Source organism: Polyangium jinanense (assembly GCF_028435265.1).
Lineage (GTDB): Bacteria > Myxococcota_A > Polyangia > Polyangiales > Polyangiaceae > Polyangium > Polyangium jinanense.
The window spans coordinates 88,187-109,014 of sequence record NZ_JAGTJK010000033.1 but is presented as its reverse complement, the minus strand read 5'-3'; the positions used below and the strand labels follow the sequence as shown (position 1 = coordinate 109,014).

The following is a 20,828-nucleotide window of genomic DNA, read 5'->3' as shown; positions in this document are numbered from 1 at the left end:
TTCCGCGTCCTCTCGCGATGTCCCAGCGTTCGTGCTATCCGGTAGGGCCTTCGAGAACCACGACCGCATGCGCGCCCGACGCCCTCACATCGCGGAACTCACGACCCAGACCCTGCAATCCCTGCTCACGGGTCCCACGCCGCCCGTCGTGCTCGTCCCGGTCGGCTCCGTCGAGCCGCACGGCCCGCACCTGCCTCTCGGGACGGACACGATGATCGGCGACGCAGTGGCCGATCGCGCCGTTTCTTTGCTCGAAGCGCGAGGGACGGTCGCCCTGATCGGGCCGAGTGTGCCTTATGGAGTCACGCGTTTCGCCGAGGGTTTCGCCGGCGCCGTCACGGTCACGGAGGAGGCGCTCCGTGCGTTTCTGCGCGCCGTGATCGAGGGATATCTGAAAGCCGGGTTTTGCCATGTTTGCCTGGTTTCCAATCACCTCGAGCCCGCGCACGACGCCGCGGTGAGGGCATCGATCGAAGGGCTGCCCGCGGGAAGCGCCTCCGTGGCCTCGCCGCTCTCGCGCCGCTGGGCGCGCACGCTGTCGGCGGAGTTCAAGAGCGGCGCCTGTCATGCGGGGCGGTACGAGACGTCCATCCTGCTCGCGGCTGCCCCGGACACGGTCGACGAGGCCCGCATGGCGGAGCTCCCTGCGCTCGGAATCAGCCTCTCGGACGGTATCCGTCAGGGCAAGACGAGCTTTCTCGCCATGGGGATCACGGACGCGTATACGGGCGCGCCTGCCGAGGCCACGGCCGAGGAGGGGCGCGATTCGATCGAGCGCCTGGCGACGATGGTCGTCGGCGAAGTGGAAGACGGTCTCGCCGCGAAGGCCCTCGGGGGCGAAGCTTCGCGGAGTCCATGAAGTACCAATAGGGGGGGAAATGACGAAAGCACAGGAGTCCGGCGGCGACGACCGCTGGCAGCGGACGCTCGTCCAGATGATGCAGGGGCAGGCTTACCGCGAGCTCGCCGCGGCGCACCTTTTCGGCCACGGCCTGCAATTCGTCCCGGAGATGCGCTGGCGCAAGCTCTTCACCTGGCACATCCGCGAGGAGCTCGAGCACTACGAGGCCGTGGCGCGCATGTACCAGGATTTCACGGGCGAGAGCGTCGAGCCCGTCGTGAATGCGCGCCTCGCCGAGCGCCCCGTGCCCCTCGCCGCGAGCTTCTACGAGCTCGCGATGGCGCAGTTCCTTTACGACCGCGGCGGCTTCTGGCAGCTCCGCGAGTACGAGGAATGCAGCTTCGAGCCATACCGCAAGGTGGTCCGCAAGATCGTCGAGGAGGAGCGTGGACACCAGGCGCTCGGCGAGCGGCTCGTCGTGGAATTGACGCGCACGGGGCGATACGACGCGGACAAACAGATGATTTTCGAGCGATGGCTCAGGCAGGGGCTCCTCTCGTTTGGCCGGCCGGGCAGCGAGGGGGCGCGATACGCCATCACGATGGGGCTGAAAAAGCGTGATCCCGCGGAGGTGATGCAGGACTTCCTCGACGACATCACCTCGGCGATGCGCCTGTGCGGCCTCGTGCTCCCGCCGCTCGCCACGCTCGGGATCGAGGGTCCGGAGAAGGTGCACGCGCCTCCGCCGTCGGGGCCCGTGAGCGCCATGCCGCGGACCGAACGCAGCGCGGGCCAGCCCCCGGTCTAGCCTCTCCGGCGACGACGGCGGCGCGAATCCGCTGCCATTCCCGATTTGCGCGATTCCGCGCACCGAATACCACAATACCATTCGCCCGCGGCATGCGAATGCCTCCACCGAGGACGGCGTGCGGCCGCGCAAAACCCGATTCTCTCGGCGTACCCGCGCGGGGCCGGGTTCCAGCGCAACGTCGGGCTCCTCCACCGCATCATCCTTTGCGTGCTCGGACCCGTCCTCTTGCCGTTCGAGATCGTCTCCGCTCTGGCGGCGATGGTGTTCGTCGGCCGTCCGGCATCGCGTGTCGTCGCATTCGTGGGTACGTCCACGCGCGTGGCCCCGAATGCGACGTCGAATGGAGAGGTGGTAACAAAAATCTCCAGTGCGGCTTGCTTGTCCGAGGTCGCTTGGTAACACTTAATGCATAGGAGCTGCTGACGAGAAGGCGCTCCTGAATGACGCAGTTCGCTTCGGATCGGAGCGCCCCGCGGAGATGCATTGCGCAGCTCCTCGAAGGCGAGCCAAGTAGCAATAGCTAACGACACACCTGCTTCGATACGGGGGAAAGAAACACACCATGAAGAAGCTGCTTTCGTTTGCGTTCGCCGCCGCGATGATCGCGCCCTCCAGCGCCGCCATGGCCCTCTCGGAGGGAGCCGCGTTCGAGGTCTACGTCAACGACGACTTCGCGGGGACGATTTATCCCTACCTTTACAAGGACGCGGGGAAGGCGTGCCTCTACGTGTCCGAGTGGTACAACCAGGGCTACCTCATCAGCGAAGAGTGCGACCTGCTCGAGCGCAAGACGAAGGGCTACCTGAGCTGCCTCGGCAACAGCTACATCAACTTCCCGACCACGGTCGCGAGCGACGTGTATTGCCGCGGCTTCAATGACTGGGGCCTCTCGCTCCAGATCGAGTACATGCACGTCGGCGAGCACTACGACGGGTTCGCGGGCGTCGTGAAGTACGCGGGTTACCCGTACGTCAACACGATCGAGGCCTGGGAGTACTGATATCGCGGTAGGGCCGGCATTCCGGCCTGACGTGGCGAACCACGGGCGCCGCCGCTCACCCCGGCGGCGCCCGTTTCTCTCGGCCATGACCTGAAATCATCCTTTTGCCCGACAGGCGATGTCGAGGAGCACGATGCACCTGCCCACGAACCAGAAAAAGCCTTTCTTTCGCTCCCCTGCCGGATGGGCCACGCTCGGGACCGTGCCGGTCCTCGCCCTCGGCGCTTTCCTTCTCTGGCCTTCCGCTTCGCAAAGCCACGCCGCCGACGCGCTCGACGCGTCGCCCGACGTTCGCGCGAAATACGTCAATCGTGGCCTCTTCCGCTCCGGGGACGAGGAGCCGGGTGATGTAGAGGCGAGGGCGATCACCGGCCGCGTCTATTCAATCGACGGACAGCCCCTCGCAGGCGTGCAGGTCTCGGCCACGAGCTTCGCCATCGCCGGCAACCTCCCGACGACCGCCGCCTCGCTCGAGACCGACGCCGAGGGCCGCTTCGAGATGCGCCTGCCCGACGGCAGCTACCAGCTCGTCGCGAACAAGAGCGGATACGGGCCCTCGTTCGTGCCCGCGCAGACCGGCGAGAGCGTGAGCCTCGTGATGACGAAGAGCGGTATCGTCCGGGGCCGCGTGCTCGACGCCGATCGGGCGCCGATGCAACGTTTCGTGGTCGACGTGCTCACCGCCGCACCCGATAGCTTCGCCGCACCCATGCCGCTCTGGTCCAAGCGATTCGAGGTGACCGACGGCACGTTCGAGGTCGACCAGCTCCCGGCCTGGCCCGTCGTCATTCGCGCGACCGCGGTCGACCACGCCCCGGCCTTCTCGAACGCCATCTACATCGAAAAGCCGGGCGACACGCGCGAGGTCGAGCTCGTCCTCGGCGAGGGCTGCGTCCTCGAAGGGACGGTGAAAGACGGCGCCGGGCGCCCGCTCGTGGACGTCTTCATCGACGCCGAGGCGCGCTTCGCCGGCGGCGTGAGCGAGGTCTCGATGGAGGCTGCGAGCCGCGCCGAGAGCGACGAGAATGGCCATTTCCGCATCGAGCACGCCCCCTCGGGCAAGGTCGTCATCCGCGGCTACGACGGCGAGCACGCGCCGAGCACGGTCGTCGTCGAAATGACCGATTGCAAGCTCGCCAAACCGCTCGAGCTCGTCATGTCGGACGGCGGCAGCATCACCGGCGTGGCGCGCAAGGGCGACGGCACCCCGCTCCCCGGCGCGCGCCTCACGCTCATGCAGCGCGCGATCGGCTTCGTCAACGTGATCGCCGACGAGGAGGGGCAATTCCGGTTCGATTCGATCCCGCCGGGCAATACGCGCCTCGAGCTCCTCCATGGCAATCAGCGCACGTCGACCTCGGTGCGCGTCGAGGAAGGGGGCGTCACGGAGCGCGACATCACGATTCACCCGACGGGCCAGGGCGAGATTCGCGGCCGGATCACGGCGGGCGGCACGCCCCTCGTGGGCGTCCAGGTCCTCGTCGCGGCGAACCGCGGTCGCGAGCAGGGGCTCGACATCCGGTATCCCGTGACGGACAAGGACGGCGTTTACAAGCTCGCGGGGCTCCCCGAAGGCCATTACGCCGTGAACGTGGTCACGTCCGCGAAGACCGAGGGTGTCCAGGTCGAGACGGGCCAGGTCGCCGTCCTGGACCTCGATATCGCCGAGCCGCAGAAGAGAAGCGCGCGCGAAGAAGTGGAATGAACGGAAAGGCGCAGCGCGGGCGAAGGCGGCTCGTCGTCGCTCTCGCCCGCTGCGCGTGTGCGATCCAGCCGGTCCGTGATAGGCTGCGTGCCTCGCCATGCCGGAACCCTTGAAAAACAGGTTTACCTTCGAGCTCGGCACGCCCGAGGGCACGCTGCGCGCAAACCTCGCCATCCCCGCCGAACCGATGCGACTGTCGGACCTCTCGCGGCTGGTGATGCCGCTCGACGAGCAGATCGTCGCCCTCGGCGTCAAGAAACACCTGCCGACCCTCGGGGCGGTCTCGTGCAAGAAGGGCTGTGATTCCTGCTGTTACCAGCTCGTGCCCATCTCGCCGCCCGAGGCGTTCATGATCCACGACCTCGTCGCGGCGATGCCCGAGGCGCGGCAGGAGGAGGTGCTCACGCGGGTCGTCGACGCCGAGGCGACGCTCGAATCATTCGGCCTCGACGAGGCTGCGTTCGCGGAGATGTCGAACGACAACGAGCTGCGCAAGCTCCTCATCGCGTGGCATCAGCAGGGCGTCGCTTGTCCGTTCCTCGAAAACGGGGCGTGCACGGCGTACGCCTCGCGCCCCTCGGGGTGCCGCGAGTATCTCGTGACGTCGCCGGCGGAGAACTGCTCGAAGCTCGGCGAGGCCACGGTGCGAAGGCTGCCGGTCTCGATTCGCATGTCGCTCGCGCTCTCGCGCGTGGCCGCCCGCCTGCTCGGCGGCGATCCCACGATCTTCCCGCTCACGCTGGCCATTGCCTGGGCCGAGGCGCACGAGGAAGAAAGTCAGCGCCGATTCGACGGCTTCATGCTGGTGAACATGCTGCTGGAGGAGCTATCCGGGGGCAAACCGGCGGACAAACCGTCCTGAACGAGGTTCGTCCGACGGCGGGGTGCAGGGAGATCAGGGCGTCACGAGCCCCGTGAACATCGTGGCGCCCGTGTTTCGCTGGGCGTTCTTGAACGGGGCCGCGAAATCGTCGTTGTCCCGCACGGTGGCCATGACCTGGATGAAATAGAATTTCCCGGCCTGCAGGATACCCTCCGGGAGGGTAACGTTCGGGCTCTTGACGTACACGTGCGCGACGTTGCGGCGGGTTGAAAGGACGCCGTCCGCGTCCGTGAGATCCGTCGTATCGACGACGGTGACGCGATATCGCGTGGGGGTGCCGAGCGACGGCGCGGTCCACGTGATTTCCGGCGTCGTCCCCACGCCCGTCGTCACCTGATCGTAGGGCGTATCCTTGCCGGCGACCTTGATGTTCTGCGGGAGGCCGAGGGTCGGCGTGAGCGGCTTGCCCGTGATCTCCTCCACCGGCGCGGAAACGGTAAAATTGCCGCGGAGTGACTCCGACGTGTTCTCGGGCAGGAGCGTTCGGACGCTCTTCGAGAACGTGATGGTCACACCGCCGAACGTTTGCCCGTCCGTGAACGGGTCCCCATACGAATAGGTATGCGCGTGGTCGCCGGCGAGAACCATGGTCCCCGCGTCGCAGCCGCTCGGGCATGCGGCTGGATCGCAGAGGTTGCCGTGGCAGGCCGGGTCCGGGTTCGAATAGACCGTCCCATGGATCACGCTGAGACCGAGCAGCGTGGCGAATGTGCCGATTGCGGGCTCGGGCACGCTGGGCTCGTGGTCGACGCTGAAGCCGACGGCATGGAGGGTGAGCGGGGTGTTCGGAAGCAGGGCGTTCCAGGCCGAGCCCTTGTAGTCCAGATCGAAGCTCTTCTGCGGGGCCGGCGAGAAGGTGCCTTTTGCAACGCTCGTGCCCCCGTTCGTCATGGTGAACGGCATGGCCTCCATGCTCTCCGCCGTGGCACCGTACGTGTAGCCGTTCCACGGATTGCCGTCCTCCGTCGGCGTACCGACCTGCTTCGTCACGTTGTGCAGGACCGTGACCTCGTCCCCTTTGCTCCCGTCGATGAGCGTTGGGTCGGTGAAGAACTGGACGAACGTGTCCTGCGCATTGATTTTCCAGGTGGAGAGCTGGGTGGCTCCATTCGCGGGGGGATTGTCCTCCGGGGGGCTCGCCGGGGCGGCAACATAGGCGAGGGCCGTGCCGTTTTGCGAATAGATCAGGATCTCGTCGTCGAGCCCCTGGATGTTGCCCATGTCGTCGACCGTGGACACCTGCAAGGGCACGCCGAGGGTCGCGTCGATCGAGATGTACGTCGGCTGCGACATCGGCGCGGGATCGGGCCGTCCGCTGTAGAGATAGCCGATATCGAGCGTCCGCGCGTCGGTCGCGACAAACCACCGAACCGGCGGCGCGTTCGGGAACTGGGACGAAGGCTTGCCCTCGAGGGCGAGGAGATACGTCCCCATGGGGACGCCGGGGATGCTGATGTTGCCCTGGGCGTCGATCGTGCCCGGGTAGGATTGCAGCGTCCCGCCTTGATCGACGAGGGCCTCGATTTTCGTCCAGGACTTGCTGGGCAGGGTGACGTCGCCGGTGGTCGGCCGGTAAAGGTCCACCGCGGTACCCGTCACGCCATCGCCGCCGGTGCCGCCATTGCCACCGCTTCCGCCATTGCCACCGCTTCCGCCATTACCGCCGTTTCCGCCACCGCCACCGCCGCAAGCCGCCGTCGCCGTGAGGGCCAAGAGGGTGCCGAGAGAGAATAAGCTGTAGGTTCGCATAAGTGCTCCTTGCGGTCGGTGATGGTAGCGACGCACCGGAGAATGTGGTAGGGATTTCGTGTCCGGGGCATGAATCGGACGGTCCGTCGACCGCGGACTCAGCGGCCGAGCACGAGCGCCTCATAAGGACGCAGCACGGCCTCGCCCTCACGAATTGGGAGCGGCTCGGGGTACGTGGAGGCCAGGGCGACGCCGCAATCCCCCGGGATCCGCACGCGACGCGTGGCATCGTCGAAATGCAGGAGGACGTCGACGACGTCGTCGCCGAACGACCGGCGATAGGCGAGGACCTCCGGCGGGAGCGCATGCGCGGGGTAGAGACCGAGCGCGCCGGCCTGGAGCGCCGGGCGGGTTTTCCGAAGCCGGAGCAGGCGCCTGTAGCAATGCAGGATCGAGGCGGGATCACGCTCCTCCGCCTCGACGTTGGTGGTCTCCGAAGCGGCGTGGATCGGCAGCCACGGCACGACGCCGGGTGCGGTAAAACCCGCGTTTGGAGAGGCGGACCATTGCATCGGCGTGCGACAGGCGTCGCGGTTCAAGAGGACACCGGCAGCGTGGAGCTTGCGCGCGACGACGTCCGGGAGGAACCGGTACATCCGCGCGAGCGGATCCTTCGCAGTGGCAAGCGGCAGATCGAGGTCCCGCATGCCGATCTCCTCGCCGTAATAGACGAAAGGAATGCCGCGGGCCGTGAGCTGCACGGCGGCGCTGAGCTTTTCGCGCTCGGGGTGGTATCCGAGCCGCTCGCCGCGCCGGGAGCGATCGTGGTTGCCGAAGACCCACGTAGGCACGAGCGGCGCCGGCATCTCGCGCTCGAATTCGAGGACGAGCTCACGGAATCCGGCGGCCGTGAACGGCGCGCGCATGGCCTTGAACAGAAAGACGCTGTGCAGGCCGTCGCCGCTGTCGACGGTCGGGGAGTCCGCTCCGGCGCAATAGCTGCGCAGCGTGCTCGGCTGCCCGAAGACCTCGCCGACCAGGAATCGCGGCGGATCCTGGAATTCATCGGCCACGCGCCGGAGCGTGCGCGCGAAGGCGATGGTCTCCGGATGGTGGAGCGTGCGCCGATAGGATTGCAAGAACCCGTCCGGATCGTCCTCGGTCGGGAGGAGGCGCGTCGAGAAGGGGTTGTCCTCGAAACTTTCGTCCTTGAAGAGCGCGTGGAAGATATCGAGCCGCAGGCCATCGAAGCCGAACGCGAGCCACCGCCGCACGACGCCCAGCATGGCCTCCTGGACTTCGGGGTTGCGATAATCGAGGTCGGGCTGGAACGGCAAGAAGCTCGCCCAGTACCATTCCTGCGTTCGTTCGTCCCAGTGCCAGCCGCGCGGCCCGACGAGGGAGCGCCAGTTGTTCGGGGGCGCCTTGCCGCCGGGCTTTTTGCCGGGCCGCCAGAGATACCAGTTTCGTTTCGGGTTCGTTCGGCTGGAACGGGATTCGCGGAACCAGGGGTGCTCGATCGAGGTATGGTTCAGGACCATGTCCGCAATGATACGCATCCCGCGCGCGTGCGCCTCGTCGAGCAAACGCCGCACGTCGTCTCGTGTGCCGTACTCGGGGGCGACGGCGTCGTAATCGGAGACGTCGTAGCCGAGGTCCTGCTGGGGGCTTCCATAAAACGGACAGATCCAGAGCGTCTCGACGCCGAGATCGCGGAGATAGTCGAGCTTCCGCACGATCCCCGGCAGATCCCCGATTCCGTCGCCATTCGTGTCGAGGAACGAGCGGGGATAAATCTGATAGACGGTGGTCCGCGCCCACCAGGGCGGAAGCTCGGCTCTTTGCATGTCGTTTTACATCCCGCAGGCGGGGAACTGCCCCTGTCCGGGCGAATCGCCGGCCTCGACGAAGGGGATCCCGCTGTCTTCGAGCACGCTGCCGTAGACGTCGGTCACGCGGACCGTGTACGGCCCCGGGCCCATGCCCTTGTCCTCGACGAAATAGTTGTAGTCGAGCCGCTGGACCTCGTGCCAGGCGCCGTCGTCGCCCTTCCACTCGAACTTGGCAATCGCGTTCCGGTGGTTGCGGATCTGCACCGCGGTCCACCACTGGTTCGAGCCTTCCTTGAAATGGTAGACGATCGGCCCGGGAGCGTCGCAGGGGACGAATTGCCAGGAGATCGCGATCCGGCCGTCTTCGAGCGGCGCGAGCATCGCAAACGCGTCGGGCGAGAGGTCGATGTCGCCGTGCACGCACTCGGGGCAAAGATCGACGATACGCACCGTGACCTCGCCGTTCGGCCCCTTCACCTGCGCGCACGCGCCGCAGACGCCCGAATTGGCGTAATCCTCGGCGTTCATGGCCCCGACGAGCAGCGGAGAATCCGAGGAGGCGTCGAAGCTGCACGCGCCGGAGCCGTTCGCGGCGTAATAGGTGCCTTCGCCCTCGAAGGTCGGCGCATTGTCACAGGCGCCGAACCCGGAGCCGGTGCTGCCCGCGCCCGAGCCGCCATTGCCGTTGCCGCTGCCGCTGCCGCCGCTCCCGCTGCCGCCGTTGCCGCTGCCGCCGCTGCCTCCGTCGCCGTCTCCGCCGCTGCTGCCGCCGCCGCATCCGACGACGAGCGCGAGGGCCGCCGCGAGGCCTACACCATAGGAAATGCCGAGCGATCGGATCGTTCGATAAGCCATGCCACGACGGTACCACTCCGGCGGCGCGCCTGTCCATCCGGCAGGAACTTGGCCCGCGCATCCGAGGCCTGTTAGCGGGCCGTTCATGCGGGCCTCATCGTTCCTCGCCACCGTGGCCATCGCGAGCCTCGCGACGGGTTGTCCGTTGCTGGAGCCGAGCGTGGGCCAGGAATTGGCCTCTCCCGCGCCGGATTCTCTCCCGAAACCCGCGCCGCTGCCCGCCCTCGCCGCACAGGCGCCCGCGCCCGCGCCGCCCCCTGCCCCGCCGCCGGCCGCGCCCGCGCCGGTACCCGCAGCGCCGACCGAGGCGACCGTGGATACGCCGGATCTGCCGCCGGATCCGGCCGCGCCCGCGGATCTCGCGCTCACCGAACCCGAAGCGCCCGCCGTGCCCGAGGAGCCGGAAGAGCCGATCGAACCGGTGAAAGAGCCGCCGAAGAAGCCCGCGGCTGAAGTCTTCGAGCTCGCGAGCATCGCGAAAGAAACCTGGATCTACGCCGAGCCCCGCTGGCGGAGCCGCCGCATCGGGTATCTGCGGGCCGGCGCGATCGTAGAACGCGACGAAAAACCCAAGAGCCGCGCGAATTGCGAAGGCGGCTGGTACCACATCAAACCGCGTGGCTACGTGTGTGTCGGGACGAACGCGACGCTCGACATTCATCACCCCGTGGTGGAAGCCGCCGCGGTGCGGCCGTCGCGCGACGGTTTGCCCTACACGTACGTGATGTCGCGAAACCCGGCACCGCATCTTTACGCGCGCCTGCCGACCGACGCCGAGCTGCGCGTCGTCGAGCCGGATCTCGCGGGCCATCTGCGCAAGGTCGCGCAGACGGCGCTCGATGCGCAATTCGTCCCGCCCCCGCCGCCCGATCCCACGCCGGGCGCCCTGCTCTACGGCCTCGCGGCGCCGCCGCTCGCCGGCGTGTCCCGCGGCGCCGATACACTCGTCGTGGGGCGCGCCAAGGCCCGGTCGGGGTTTGCCTTGCTGTCGACGTTCGATCACGAGGACCGTCGTTATGGCCTGACGACGGAGCTCGCCGTCCTTCCGCTCGATCGCACGCGGGTTGTCCGGACGTCCCCGTTCCAGGGTTTGCCCCTCGACGAGGTGACCCTGCCGGTGGCCTTCGTGAAGAGCCGGCACGCCATGCGATACACCTCGGCGATCGGCGGTCTCGGAGGCGCCACGAAGCTCGGCCATCGCGAAGCCGTGCCGCTCACGGGAAAATCGATGCGCTCGGGCGGCGCGACCTACCTCGAAGCACGCGACGGATCATGGGTGCGCGAGGATCAGGTGGTGCGGATCGATCCGATGACGCGACCGCCGGGCTGGGCGCTCGCGGGGCAGAAATGGATCGATGTTTCGATCCTGAAGCAAAGCCTCGTGGCCTACGAGGGGACGAAGCCAGTCTACGTGACGCTCGTGAGCACGGGCGCGGACGGGCTCGGCGATCCGAAAAAGACGCATTCGACGATCCAGGGCGTCTTCCGCATCCACACGAAGCACGTGAGCGTGACGATGGACGGCGACGAGGTGGGCGACGAGTTCGACCTGCGCGACGTGCCGTTCGTGCAGTACTTCAACGAGGGCTACGCGCTCCACGCGGCCTACTGGCACGACGATTTCGGGACGCCCCGGAGCCACGGCTGCGTGAACCTCGCGCCGAGGGACGCCGCGTGGCTGTTCGGCTGGACAACCCCGGAGGTGCCCGCGACGTGGCACGCGGGGCTCTCACTGCGGGGCGGGACGGTCGTGTATACCCATCCGTGACCGTTCGCGGCGGGACAGCCCGTTCGTAGACGAAAGCGGTTCGCGGCGACGCGCGGCCCGCGCTACCCTTCCGTACCCCACGCGATGCGGCTTCGTGCTCTTCTCGGCTCGTCGGGTCCGATCACGCTGGCGGTGCCTGACATCGCGCGCGGGTTTCGCGCGGCGCTCCTGGTGCTGCCCGCGTTTTATCTCGCGTCGACGTACGCGCACCCGGAGCTCACGTGGACGGCGCTGGGCGGCTGGCTCGGCACCCTGGCCGACCCGGGCGGCTCGCGCGCGACCCGCGCGAAGGCCCTCGTCGCATTCGCGATCGCCGGGGCCGCAGCCGTCTGGCTCACGGAGGCCTGCGCGGGCTCCCCCGTGCTGTCGACGCTCGCGCTCGCGGGAATCGCGTTCGCCGCGGGGCTCGTACGCGCCGCGGGGCCCACGGCCTCGCTCGCCGGGCTGATGGTCGCGCTCGCCGCGGCCATCGCAGCCGGGCACCTGTCGCCGGTGCCGCTGCGCGACGCCCTGTATTTCGGTCTGGGCGCGACGCTCGCCGTCCTGATCTCCTCGGTGGTATGGCCCATCTGGACGCACCTCCCCGTACGCCGCTCGCTCGCGCGTGTGTACGAGGAGCTCGCCGCCTACGCGTCCGCGGCCGGGAGCGCGGCGATGCTCGAAATCCCGCGCGACGATCCGTCCTGGGGCGCGCTCCTCCGGCGACACCACCGGCGCATCCGCGACGCGCTCGAAGCCGCGCGGGAAATGGCCCTCGCGATGCGCGCGCGGCGCGAGGGAGACACGCGGCTCGGCCGCAATACGAGCCTCTTGCTCGGAGCGGCGGAGGCGCAGTTCCCGCGGCTCACCACGCTCGTGGAAGAGCTCGAAGGCCTCCCGAAGGGGGCGCGCGCCGAGCCAGCCATGCGTCTCGGGGAGATCACGTCCGCCTATGCCGAGATCCATCGTATCCTCGGGGCACGCGCGCTCCGATCACGCCCGAAGGAGCGACCCGCCCCGCGGCCGCCTGCGGCCGACGCGACGACGTCAAGGGCAGGCGCGCTCGCCGCGCACCTCGCGTCCGAGGCGCGCGCCGCGCTCGAGCTGACGAAGCACATCGACGAGCCGCTCGGGACGCGCGCGCTCGAATACGCACCGCTGCCGCCACGCGCGGACGAGCGCGCGCCCCTGGGGGAGCTCCGCACGGGCCTCCGCGCGATACGCGATGCGCTCTGGCCGCAATCGGTCCTTTTGCATCACGCCCTTCGATCCGCGTGCGCCGTCGCCGTGGCGTCCCTCGCGGGCTCCCTCGCGCTCCCAAGCCATTCCAACTGGGTCACCCTGACGACCCTCGTCATCCTGCAACCTCATATCGGCGCCACGATCGAGCGCGCCCTCGAGCGTGTCGTGGGGACGGTGCTCGGCTGCATGCTCGCAGCCGCCATCACGCTCACCGTTCGATCGCCGATCGTCCTCACCACGCTCATGGTTCCGCTGCTCGTGGCCGCCGTCGCGACGCAGCCGCAGAGCCGCGGACTCTTCACGGTGTTCCTCACGCCTGTGTTCGTCCTGCTCGCGGAGCGGCACCTCGGCGATTGGGAGACCGCCGCGGAGCGCGTGGCCGCCGTGGCCCTCGGAGGCGTCATCGCGGTCGTGGCCGGCACGATCTTCTTGCCCTCGTCCGAGCGAAAACGTCTGCCAGACGCGCTCGCGTCGATGCTCCGCGCCGTCTCGACCTACGCGCACGAGGTGCTGACGTCAGCGACGAACCGAGGAGCGCCGGGCGCGGAAGAACGCGTGGCGGCGGCGCGGCGGTCGGCGGGCGTGGCGCTCGGCGAAGCGGAAGTCTCGCTGGAGCGCCTGCTCGCGGAGCCCCTGGGCGACAAGAAAGCCGCGGCGGACGCAATGCTCCTCGTGACGTACGCGCGGCGGCTCGGCTCGGCGCTCACGGCGACCGATATGTTGGTGAAGGAAGTGCCGCCCCAAGCGGACGAGCTCACGCGGGTCGACGCCTATGTCGCGGCGGTGCTGCGTGACGCCGCGGCGCACGTGCGCGGAGAGCGTCCCGAGCGCATGGCGACCGCACCCGAGATCGTGGATCACGACCCTCTCGAACGGGTGGTGCGCTCGGCCGGGCTCGTGGCGAGCTTGGCCAGGCACTGAGCATTGGTCTCATCGCGAGGCGTCGCGCCGGGGCGCTGCCCCGGGCCCCGCGGGGGCTGTTCGCCCCTCGACCCGAACCAGGGCAAGCCCTGGACCATTTGGGGAAGAACTGCGCGATGCGCAGTTCTTCCCACAGGCCGGTGGCAAGACCAGGAAGGTGCGTTGCACGCTGGCGACGGGCATGTTGCCCGTTGAACCGTCAGCGCTGCTGTCTTGGTTGGCAGGATCGTCGTTGGTCTTGACCCGGCTCGTTCGATGAACTGCGCCTCGCGCAGTTCATCGACCCCGAGTCCAGCGCTTGCGCAGGCCCCGGGTCCAGGGGCGGATAGCCCCGGTGGGGTCTGAGGCAAAGCCCCAGCGAAGCGGCTTCCAGATGAGACCAATGCTCAGGCCTCCGCGGGGCCCGGGGCAGCGCCCGGCGCGGCGGCTCGTGATCAGAGGCAGGCGGTGATGTCGAGCTCGCCGATGGCGAACGGCCGCTCGCTTTGATCGAAGACATTCGCTTCGGTGGTCGAGGTCACGCTCCAGCCGTAGGACAGGATTTCGCCCGTCGCCTCGTCCGAGTAAAGCCGCAGGTAGGCCGTGCCGACGATGCTCGGCGTGAAGACGCCGGCGACGCGGCGGCTGTCGGGGTACGCCGTATTCTGGCCGTGCTCGGTGCTCGTCGAGTCGACGATCGGCAGCGCCCACTGCTTCTGCCCCGTGCGGTACGGCGTGTAGAACCCGGCCGGCGGCGTGATGTCAATCGGCTCGCCGATGATCACGGCGGCATGGCCGGCGTACGACCCGGTGGCGTTGATCGCGAAGATGTGGCCCGCGTCGACGTCCGCGATGTTCGTGATTTCGACGAAGTTCGTGGGCGCGCTACCATCCACCGGGACGATTTGCTCGTACCACTGCGCGGCGCTCAGGGTCGAGACGTCGAAGCAGTACAGCCACTGGCTGCTCGTCCAGGCGAGAGCGTTCTTGACCGCCTTGGTGACGAAGCTGCCGCCGTTGCCCGTGCTCGTGCCGATGAGGGCCTGTGCATGGGCGTCGATGGAGGCGTTGAGCACGGGATCGGCCTGCGCGTCCGAGGGGAAGCAGAGAGCCGTCGCGACCGCAGCAGCACCCAAAAGACCGAGCTTATTCATGTTCACACCTCAGGAGGAACGACCGTGGTGGTCGTCAGGAAAGACGAACGATGGTCAACCGACGAGTGGGCATCAGGAAGTCGAAATATGCGCACTCGATAGACCTTCGTCTATACACCGATATCAACGCGAAGGCTATGGTGGTTGTGGGAGGGGCGTTCTATTTCATCCGCCATCGGAGCGAAAGCGCCTGCCGGACGCGCGCACGTCCCGCTCGCACGCGTGGTGCGCTTGGCAGGCTCGTGGCGAGCTTTGGCTGGATGGGATCGAATGAAAACGCTCCCAGGAGGGCGCGTCCTGCCGGGCGCGCCCTGGGAGCGTTGAGCCACGCGGCTGGGCGCGTGGATGGAATTCGTTCAGGGGCTGACCGTGAGCTCGCCGATGGCGAACGGACGCTCGCTCTGATCGTAGACGTTGAGGTCGTTCGTCGCGGTCACGCTCCAGCCGTAGGACAGGATCTCGCCCGTCGTGGCGTCCGAGTAGAGCCGAATGTAGGCCGTGCCGGGGACGTTGGCCGTGAAGCCGCTGGCGGACCGGCGGCTGTCGGGGTACGAGGCATTCTGGCCGTGCTCGCTGCCCGTGGAGTCGGCAATCGGCACGGCCCACTGCTTCGTCCCCGTGATGTACGGCGTGTAGAACGCGTTCGGCGGCGTGATGTCGATCGGCTCGCCGATGATCACGGCGGCGTGGCCGGTGTACGACCCGGTGGCGTTGATCGCGAAGATCTGGCCCGCGTCGACGTCGCCGATGTTGTCGACCTCGACGAAGTTCGTGGGCGCAGCACCGCCCGGCGGGACGATTTGCTCGTACCACTTCGCGGCGCTCAGGGTCGAGGTGCCGAAGTAGTACAGCCACTGGCTGCTCGTCCAGCCGAGTGCGTCCTTGACCGCCTTCGTGACGAAGCTGCCGCCGTTGCCCGTGGTGGTGCCATTGTTCACATACGCGGTCACCAGGTCCAACGCCGCGCCCGAAACGTCGCCGTCGCCCACGGCGCGCGCGTCAGAGGAGAAGCAGAAAGCCGTCGCGAGGGCAGCGGCACCGAAGAGACCGAGCTTATTCATGTGCACACCTCAGGAAGAACGACCCGACTGGTCGCCAGGAAAATGGAACGATGGACAACCGAGAGTGGGCATCTTCCAAATCATGGGATGCGCACTCGATAGGCGGCTCGTGTATACCTCAGTGTCAAGGTAAAGGTCAAGCGCCAATCTGGAAATCGATACGCGCTCAAACGACCCCTCACCCGGTGCGCCAGCAGCACGAAATCGACGCGATGCAGCACGCCGTTACCGCGGGCACACACGACGACGAGGCGCTGGGCGGAGCATGCTATAGATGAGACGTGGGGCGACGCCCGGAAGAGACGTCTCGCGCCCGCAACGTACATTACACGTGCGCCCGCGCACGAACCCGATGACGCGTAGACACCTACGCGTGCCGGTTCCACGGCCCGGACGCAGGCGACGAGGGCGCGCGGCTCAGCCTCCGCCCCCCGCTTCCGTCTTCTTCCGCGCATAGAGCAGCCGCAACGCATGCACGGCGCCGACATGGTACACGGTACCGTGCGCCTCCGCCGGAAACGGCACATAATGCCATATCAGCCCCGCAGGTGCATGCTGGCGTAGAATTCCCGCCATCCGCTCCGTTTCCTCGGTATTGTCCTCGACACCGCCGACCGTCAGGTACAGCGTCTTGCCCTGCGCCGATAGCACCTTCAAGCGCGGCTCGGCCCGCGCGAGCAGGAAACCATCGTTCCACCAAAGGCTCGGGCTCACCGCGAGGTACGTCCCGAACAACGCGGGATCCTCGAAAAACGTCTCCAGGACGAACAGCCCCGCCAGCGATTCCCCCATGAGCCCGCGCTCCCCGCTGCTCCGATAATCACGCTCGATCCGCGGCACGAGCTCGTTCTTCAGGAAGGCGCGAAACCTGGCCGAGCCGCCGACGCGCGGCGCAATCGTCTTGTCCTTCTCGTTCTCCGTGGGGCCCGTCAGGTCGCGCCTTCGCTCGGTATTTTCGATTCCGATGACGATCAACGGCCTCATGATCTCGTTCGCCACGGAGACCTGGACGATGCCGGTGATGTGATGAAAATCCTCCGCCGCGCCGCCGTCGAGCAGGTACATCACGGGATATCGCTCGCGGCTCTCCGCATAACCCGGCGGCAAGTACACCGTGATCCGCCGCTTTTCGCCGAGCGCGGCCGAGTCCATGACGAACGATTGACCAATGACGATGGCGTCGTCCTGCGGCACGGGCGCATGGCTCGGCTCGGGGCAGCGGGCGGCGCAGCCGAGGAGGGGCAGGCAGGAGGCGAGGGTCGCCGCAAAGAGGAGGTGGCGCATGGAGGCGCCACCATACCCTCGTCGCTCGCGCCACGAAAGCTCACGCTCGGGTCGCCGTCGTACACACGTCCACCGTGCCGGCAATGTTTCGCCTGGGCGAGACGGCCGCGCCAATGCTGCGCGAGCAAGATCCGCGCGAATTGGGCATTGGCTGCGCACGTGCTCGTTACGTCCAGCGTCCATACGGAAACGTACCGCGTGGCCTCCGTTTTGCCAGGCGCCGTGGCCCGTAACTTTCGGCACCAAGGAGCTTCTCGTGCCTACCCATTTTTCCATTCCCGACGCCATCGCCAATGACGTCCGCCGTATCATCGCCGACACCCTCCGCCTCCCCGTGGAGCAGGTGGCGCTCGACGCGCGGCTCGACGAGGCGCGCCTCGGCATCGATTCCCTCGGGCTCATCAAGCTGAACGTCGCGCTCGAAGAGGCGTTCGACATCACGCTGCCCGATTTCACCACGCCCGAGCAGCCGCACATCCGCTCCGTGGGCGACGTGGCCGCGCTCGTCGCCCAAAAGGTCTCCGCCCAGGCAAACAGAGGTGTCCGATGATCCCCGCCGCGCATACCCACCCCGAGCGCGAGGCGATGGAGCGTTCGCCCGCAGAGCAACGCGAGCACGAGCGCCGCGTCGTGGCCGAGCATTATCAACACGACGTCGAGATCTTCTCGATGGTGCTCGATAGCCGCCTCGCGTATGCGACCGGCGTCTTCGTGAGCCCCGACGAGGACCTCGAGACCGCCCAGGCGCGCAAATTCGCACGCATCCAGGCCAAGCTCGACATTCAGCCCGGCGAGCGTGTCCTCGACGTCGGCTGCGGATGGGGCAGCAATCTCCTCTACCTCGCCGAGCATACCCAGGGCGAATTCTTCGGGATCACGCTGAGTGAACGGCAACGCGAGGAGGCTCTCCGCCGCGCGCGCCTCGCCGGCGTCGCGGACCGCGTGCACATCGACGTCAAGCACATCGAAGATCTCGCCCTCGAGCCCGCCTCGTTCGACGTGGTGCTCTTCAGCGGCAGCATCGTCCACATGCACAACCGCGAGGAGATCCACCGCACGGTCGCACGGCTCCTCCGCCCCTCCGGACGCTTGCTCATCTCCGATTGTTATTATCCTGCCGAGCACCGCGGAGATCGCGAGAGCACGGCGACCGATTACATCTTCGTCGAGGCGCTCGGGTATTGCCGCCTGCTCCACCTGAGCGAGGAGCTCGCCTTCATCGAGCGCGCGGGGCTCGACATCTGCCACGTCGAGGACCTCACGAGCTCGTACGCGCTCACGCTGGAGCGCTGGATCGACAACGTGCGCAAGAACCGCCGCCGCATCGAGGCGATCTCCCCCGGTTTCTCGCGGCTCCTGCAGCAGTACATGACCGTCGCCAAGCTCTCGTTCGCGCGGCGGACGGCGCTCGAATACATGATCCTGGCGACACGAGGCCGGCCGCGGGTCGAGTCCGCGTGGTTCCCCATCGTCCCACCCGCGCATGAAAAGGGGGCGAGATGAACACGAGGACCATCGCCGGGCTGCTGCGCCATCGCGCCGGATCGAGGAGCGACGAGATCGCCATTCGATTCAAGGAGGATACGGGATTCGAGGCGTGGACCTGGCTCCGATTCTGGGAGGAAGCGGTGCGCGTCGCGGCCGGGCTCCGCGAGTCCGGCGTGCGGCCCGGCGACCGCGTGCTCGTGCTCGTGCCCGAGGTGAAGGCCGCGGTCACGACGCTCTTCGGGATCTGGTCACTCGGGGCGGTACCCATTCCCATCGGACTCCCGTTCCGGCTGACCCACATCGAAAGCTTCCTGGAGCAGCTCCGCAAGACCGCGGAAAAACTCTCCGCGCGGGCGCTCGTCACCTCGCGCGCACTCACGGCCTTCGCCGGCGCGCCGGGACCGGTCCGGGTCCTCTGCGCGGAGGAGCTGTCGATCACGCCGCACGGGTTTTCGCCCGATCCCGACGCAGCGCCCGGCCCCGCGTTGATCCAGCTCACGAGCGGGAGCACGGGACATCCGCGCGGCGTCGTCCTCGGGCATGAGCGCCTGATGCTGCACATGGCGTGCATGAGCGAGGCGCTGCCGAGCCACGCGGAATCGGTGGCCGTCTCGTGGCTGCCGCTGCACCACGACATGGGCCTCATCGGCGGGCTGCTCTTTCCGTTCTACAATGGGTTTGTCGCGAACATGCTGGCACCGCAGGATTTCCGGGCCCGGCCGCTCGCCTGGCTGGAGGCGATGTCCTCGCTGCGGGCGACGATCTGCGCGGCGCCTCCCTCGGCGTATGCGCTCGTCCTGCGGCTCGCGCGACGCGCGGCGGAGGCGGGGCTCGACCTTCGGCCCTGGGAATGCGCGATGATCGGCGCGGAGCCCATTTCACCGGGGCTCTTGCGGCGCTTCGCCGAGGCATTCGGCCCCGTGGGGTTCCGCGCGGAGGCGTTTTTCCCGGTGTATGGCCTCGCCGAGGCCACCGTCGCCGTGAGCTTTCCGAAGCTCCTTGCGCCGTCGCGCTTCGCGGTGGTGGATCGCGAAACGCTCGAGCGGACGGGACGCGCCGTCGCGATCGAGCCGGGCCCGCACGCGCTCGAGCTCGTCTGCGTGGGGAAACCGATTCCGCAGACGGACGTGCGTATCACGGGCGAAAACGGCGAGGCCTTGCCCGAGCGGCACGTGGGCGAGATCGAGGTCCGCGCGCCGACCTTGATGCACGAATACCTCGACGACCGGGCGGCGACCGCGGCGGTGTTCCGGGACGGTTATCTGCGCACGGGAGATCTCGGGTATGTCGACCGGGGCGAGCTCTTCGTCACGGGGCGGAAAAAGGACCTCATCATCAAGGGCGGGCACAACCTGCTCCCCTCGGTGATCGAGGAGATCGTCTCCGAGGTCGAGGACGTGCGAAACGGGTGCGTCGTGGCCGTCGGCGTACGCGCGGCGGCGGACGAGACCGAGCTCGTCTACGTGATCGCGGAGACGAAGCTCGATCCAACCGCCCACGACGCGCTCGGCGAGCGGGTGCGCGCCGCGCTGCTTTCGCGCGGAATCGGGGTCGATCGCGTGGTGTTCGTGCCCCCCGGGACCTTGCCGAAGACCACGAGCGGCAAGCTCAGGCGGCGCGCGGTCGCCGAGGCGCTCTCGCAAGGACGCTCGCTCGAATCAACCTGACGTGCGCGCGACGAGTTCGGAGATCCTCTCCATCATCGTCTCCAGGTGCTCCGCGAGGGAATGGTTTGCCCCCGGGATCACCTCGAGCGTGACCGGGCCGGGAAGCTCGCGCGCGAGCGTGCGGACCGCTTCGATGTCCCCCCATTCGTCACGATCGCCCTGGATCAGGAGCAGCGGCTTCCGTGTCTCGTGGAGATAGGAAAAATCGTAAACGTTGATGGGAATCCCGATGCCGATCAGCGCACGGGCCCGCGGATCCGCCGCGCCGGCGCGCAGGCCGACCCAGGCGCCGAAGGAGTAGCCCGCGACGAGGAGGCGGGGGTGCTCGGGGGCGAGGAAATCGATCGCCGCGCGGGTATCGTCCACCTCGCCCACGCCGTCGTCGAAATGGCCCTCGCTCGCCTCGACGCCCCGAAAATGGAAGCGCAGGACCGTGGCCCCCGCGGCGTGGAGGGCGCGCGTGGCCCGGGAAACGACCTTGTTGTAGAAGGTGCCGCCGGACTGCGGGTGAGGATGGCAAACCACGGCCGCCGCCCTCGCGCTCGGGTGGCGCTTGAGGACGGCCTCGATGCGGCCAGCCGGGCCAGGAAGGAAAAATGTGCCGTCGGGGGGGCGCATGCAGCATCCATAACATGCCGATTGTCGCGGGTCGTGAGGGCGCGCGCCGCG

At 67.9% G+C, this 20,828-nt stretch carries 17 protein-coding genes; 10 read left to right on the top strand and 7 right to left on the bottom strand.

Features of this window, described 5'->3' with window-relative positions:
- Positions 1-67 precede the first annotated feature (67 nt).
- The 5 genes from KEG38_RS38115 to KEG38_RS38095 all read left to right on the top strand — a co-directional run bounded on the left by KEG38_RS38115 (position 68) and on the right by KEG38_RS38095 (position 5,219).
- On the top strand, positions 68-859 hold the full coding sequence (locus tag KEG38_RS38115) for a creatininase family protein (protein ID WP_272425354.1): 792 nt from the start codon (positions 68-70) through the stop codon (positions 857-859).
- 19 nt (positions 860-878) lie between these two features.
- Positions 879-1,649: a Phenylacetic acid catabolic protein gene (locus KEG38_RS38110; RefSeq protein ID WP_272425353.1), complete on the top strand. Its 771-nt coding sequence runs from the start codon at positions 879-881 to the stop codon at positions 1,647-1,649.
- A gap of 565 nt (positions 1,650-2,214) precedes the next feature.
- Complete coding sequence (locus KEG38_RS38105; RefSeq protein WP_272425352.1) at positions 2,215-2,652, top strand: hypothetical protein; 438 nt, start codon at positions 2,215-2,217, stop codon at positions 2,650-2,652.
- Positions 2,653-2,785: 133 nt separating this feature from the next.
- Positions 2,786-4,357, top strand: a complete 1,572-nt coding sequence (locus KEG38_RS38100; RefSeq protein WP_272425351.1) for a carboxypeptidase-like regulatory domain-containing protein — start codon at positions 2,786-2,788, stop codon at positions 4,355-4,357.
- 97 nt (positions 4,358-4,454) lie between these two features.
- On the top strand, positions 4,455-5,219 hold the full coding sequence (locus KEG38_RS38095; protein ID WP_272425350.1) for a YkgJ family cysteine cluster protein: 765 nt from the start codon (positions 4,455-4,457) through the stop codon (positions 5,217-5,219).
- 33 nt (positions 5,220-5,252) lie between these two features.
- Here the strand turns inward: KEG38_RS38095 and KEG38_RS38090 are convergent, their stop codons facing one another.
- From KEG38_RS38090 to KEG38_RS38080, 3 genes are all read right to left on the bottom strand, one after another.
- On the bottom strand, positions 5,253-6,989 hold the full coding sequence (locus tag KEG38_RS38090; RefSeq protein WP_272425349.1) for a hypothetical protein: 1,737 nt from the start codon (positions 6,987-6,989) through the stop codon (positions 5,253-5,255).
- A gap of 98 nt (positions 6,990-7,087) precedes the next feature.
- Positions 7,088-8,776 carry an alpha-amylase family glycosyl hydrolase gene (locus KEG38_RS38085; RefSeq protein ID WP_272425348.1) on the bottom strand — a complete coding sequence of 563 codons (1,689 nt, stop codon included), beginning with the start codon at positions 8,774-8,776 and terminating at the stop codon, positions 7,088-7,090.
- A 6-nt stretch (positions 8,777-8,782) separates the two neighbouring features.
- Positions 8,783-9,616 carry an expansin EXLX1 family cellulose-binding protein gene (locus KEG38_RS38080; protein ID WP_272425347.1) on the bottom strand — a complete coding sequence of 278 codons (834 nt, stop codon included), beginning with the start codon at positions 9,614-9,616 and terminating at the stop codon, positions 8,783-8,785.
- A gap of 85 nt (positions 9,617-9,701) precedes the next feature.
- Here KEG38_RS38080 and KEG38_RS38075 point away from each other — a divergent pair, with 85 nt between their 5' ends.
- A complete protein-coding gene (locus KEG38_RS38075) occupies positions 9,702-11,384 on the top strand; it encodes a L,D-transpeptidase (protein WP_272425346.1) in 1,683 nt (560 codons plus the stop codon).
- 84 nt (positions 11,385-11,468) lie between these two features.
- Positions 11,469-13,526 carry an FUSC family protein gene (locus tag KEG38_RS38070; RefSeq protein ID WP_272425345.1) on the top strand — a complete coding sequence of 686 codons (2,058 nt, stop codon included), beginning with the start codon at positions 11,469-11,471 and terminating at the stop codon, positions 13,524-13,526.
- Positions 13,527-13,960: 434 nt separating this feature from the next.
- Here the strand turns inward: KEG38_RS38070 and KEG38_RS38065 are convergent, their stop codons facing one another.
- The 3 genes from KEG38_RS38065 to KEG38_RS38055 form a co-directional block, all read right to left on the bottom strand.
- Positions 13,961-14,659, bottom strand: coding sequence for a hypothetical protein (locus tag KEG38_RS38065; protein WP_272425344.1), 699 nt, complete (start codon positions 14,657-14,659; stop codon positions 13,961-13,963).
- 356 nt (positions 14,660-15,015) lie between these two features.
- Entirely contained in the window at positions 15,016-15,720 is a 705-nt protein-coding gene (locus KEG38_RS38060; protein WP_272425343.1) for a hypothetical protein, read from the bottom strand.
- A gap of 417 nt (positions 15,721-16,137) precedes the next feature.
- On the bottom strand, positions 16,138-17,004 hold the full coding sequence (locus KEG38_RS38055) for an alpha/beta hydrolase (protein WP_272425342.1): 867 nt from the start codon (positions 17,002-17,004) through the stop codon (positions 16,138-16,140).
- 256 nt (positions 17,005-17,260) lie between these two features.
- Between KEG38_RS38055 and KEG38_RS55785 the strand changes: the two genes are divergently transcribed.
- From KEG38_RS55785 to KEG38_RS38040, 3 genes are read left to right on the top strand one after another with little or no spacing between them, the layout of a single operon-like run.
- A complete protein-coding gene (locus KEG38_RS55785; RefSeq protein ID WP_272425341.1) occupies positions 17,261-17,554 on the top strand; it encodes an acyl carrier protein in 294 nt (97 codons plus the stop codon).
- On the top strand, positions 17,551-18,507 hold the full coding sequence (locus KEG38_RS38045) for an SAM-dependent methyltransferase (protein WP_272425340.1): 957 nt from the start codon (positions 17,551-17,553) through the stop codon (positions 18,505-18,507). Before KEG38_RS55785 ends, KEG38_RS38045 begins: the two co-directional genes overlap by 4 nt.
- On the top strand, positions 18,504-20,159 hold the full coding sequence (locus tag KEG38_RS38040; protein ID WP_272425339.1) for an AMP-binding protein: 1,656 nt from the start codon (positions 18,504-18,506) through the stop codon (positions 20,157-20,159). Before KEG38_RS38045 ends, KEG38_RS38040 begins: the two co-directional genes overlap by 4 nt.
- On the opposite strand, the gene KEG38_RS38035 is transcribed toward KEG38_RS38040, so the two are convergent.
- Entirely contained in the window at positions 20,151-20,777 is a 627-nt protein-coding gene (locus KEG38_RS38035; RefSeq protein WP_272425338.1) for an alpha/beta hydrolase, read from the bottom strand. The genes KEG38_RS38040 and KEG38_RS38035 overlap by 9 nt on opposite strands.
- Positions 20,778-20,828 lie beyond the last annotated feature (51 nt).

Excerpts from the sequence above, each read along its gene's own strand:
- KEG38_RS38070 (WP_272425345.1), top strand. The coding sequence starts at position 11,469 with ATGCGGCTTCGTGCTCTTCTCGGCTCGTCGGGTCCGATCACGCTGGCG.
- KEG38_RS38035 (WP_272425338.1), bottom strand. The coding sequence starts at position 20,777 with ATGCGCCCCCCCGACGGCACATTTTTCCTTCCTGGCCCGGCTGGCCGC.
- KEG38_RS38115 (WP_272425354.1), top strand. The coding sequence starts at position 68 with ATGCGCGCCCGACGCCCTCACATCGCGGAACTCACGACCCAGACCCTG.
- KEG38_RS38090 (WP_272425349.1), bottom strand. The coding sequence starts at position 6,989 with ATGCGAACCTACAGCTTATTCTCTCTCGGCACCCTCTTGGCCCTCACG.
- KEG38_RS38055 (WP_272425342.1), bottom strand. The coding sequence starts at position 17,004 with ATGCGCCACCTCCTCTTTGCGGCGACCCTCGCCTCCTGCCTGCCCCTC.
- KEG38_RS38095 (WP_272425350.1), top strand. The coding sequence starts at position 4,455 with ATGCCGGAACCCTTGAAAAACAGGTTTACCTTCGAGCTCGGCACGCCC.
- KEG38_RS38100 (WP_272425351.1), top strand. The coding sequence starts at position 2,786 with ATGCACCTGCCCACGAACCAGAAAAAGCCTTTCTTTCGCTCCCCTGCC.
- KEG38_RS38040 (WP_272425339.1), top strand. The coding sequence starts at position 18,504 with ATGAACACGAGGACCATCGCCGGGCTGCTGCGCCATCGCGCCGGATCG.
- KEG38_RS38065 (WP_272425344.1), bottom strand. The coding sequence starts at position 14,659 with ATGAATAAGCTCGGTCTTTTGGGTGCTGCTGCGGTCGCGACGGCTCTC.
- KEG38_RS38075 (WP_272425346.1), top strand. The coding sequence starts at position 9,702 with ATGCGGGCCTCATCGTTCCTCGCCACCGTGGCCATCGCGAGCCTCGCG.
- KEG38_RS38045 (WP_272425340.1), top strand. The coding sequence starts at position 17,551 with ATGATCCCCGCCGCGCATACCCACCCCGAGCGCGAGGCGATGGAGCGT.
- KEG38_RS38110 (WP_272425353.1), top strand. The coding sequence starts at position 879 with ATGACGAAAGCACAGGAGTCCGGCGGCGACGACCGCTGGCAGCGGACG.
- KEG38_RS38105 (WP_272425352.1), top strand. The coding sequence starts at position 2,215 with ATGAAGAAGCTGCTTTCGTTTGCGTTCGCCGCCGCGATGATCGCGCCC.
- KEG38_RS38060 (WP_272425343.1), bottom strand. The coding sequence starts at position 15,720 with ATGAATAAGCTCGGTCTCTTCGGTGCCGCTGCCCTCGCGACGGCTTTC.
- KEG38_RS38085 (WP_272425348.1), bottom strand. The coding sequence starts at position 8,776 with ATGCAAAGAGCCGAGCTTCCGCCCTGGTGGGCGCGGACCACCGTCTAT.
- KEG38_RS38080 (WP_272425347.1), bottom strand. The coding sequence starts at position 9,616 with ATGGCTTATCGAACGATCCGATCGCTCGGCATTTCCTATGGTGTAGGC.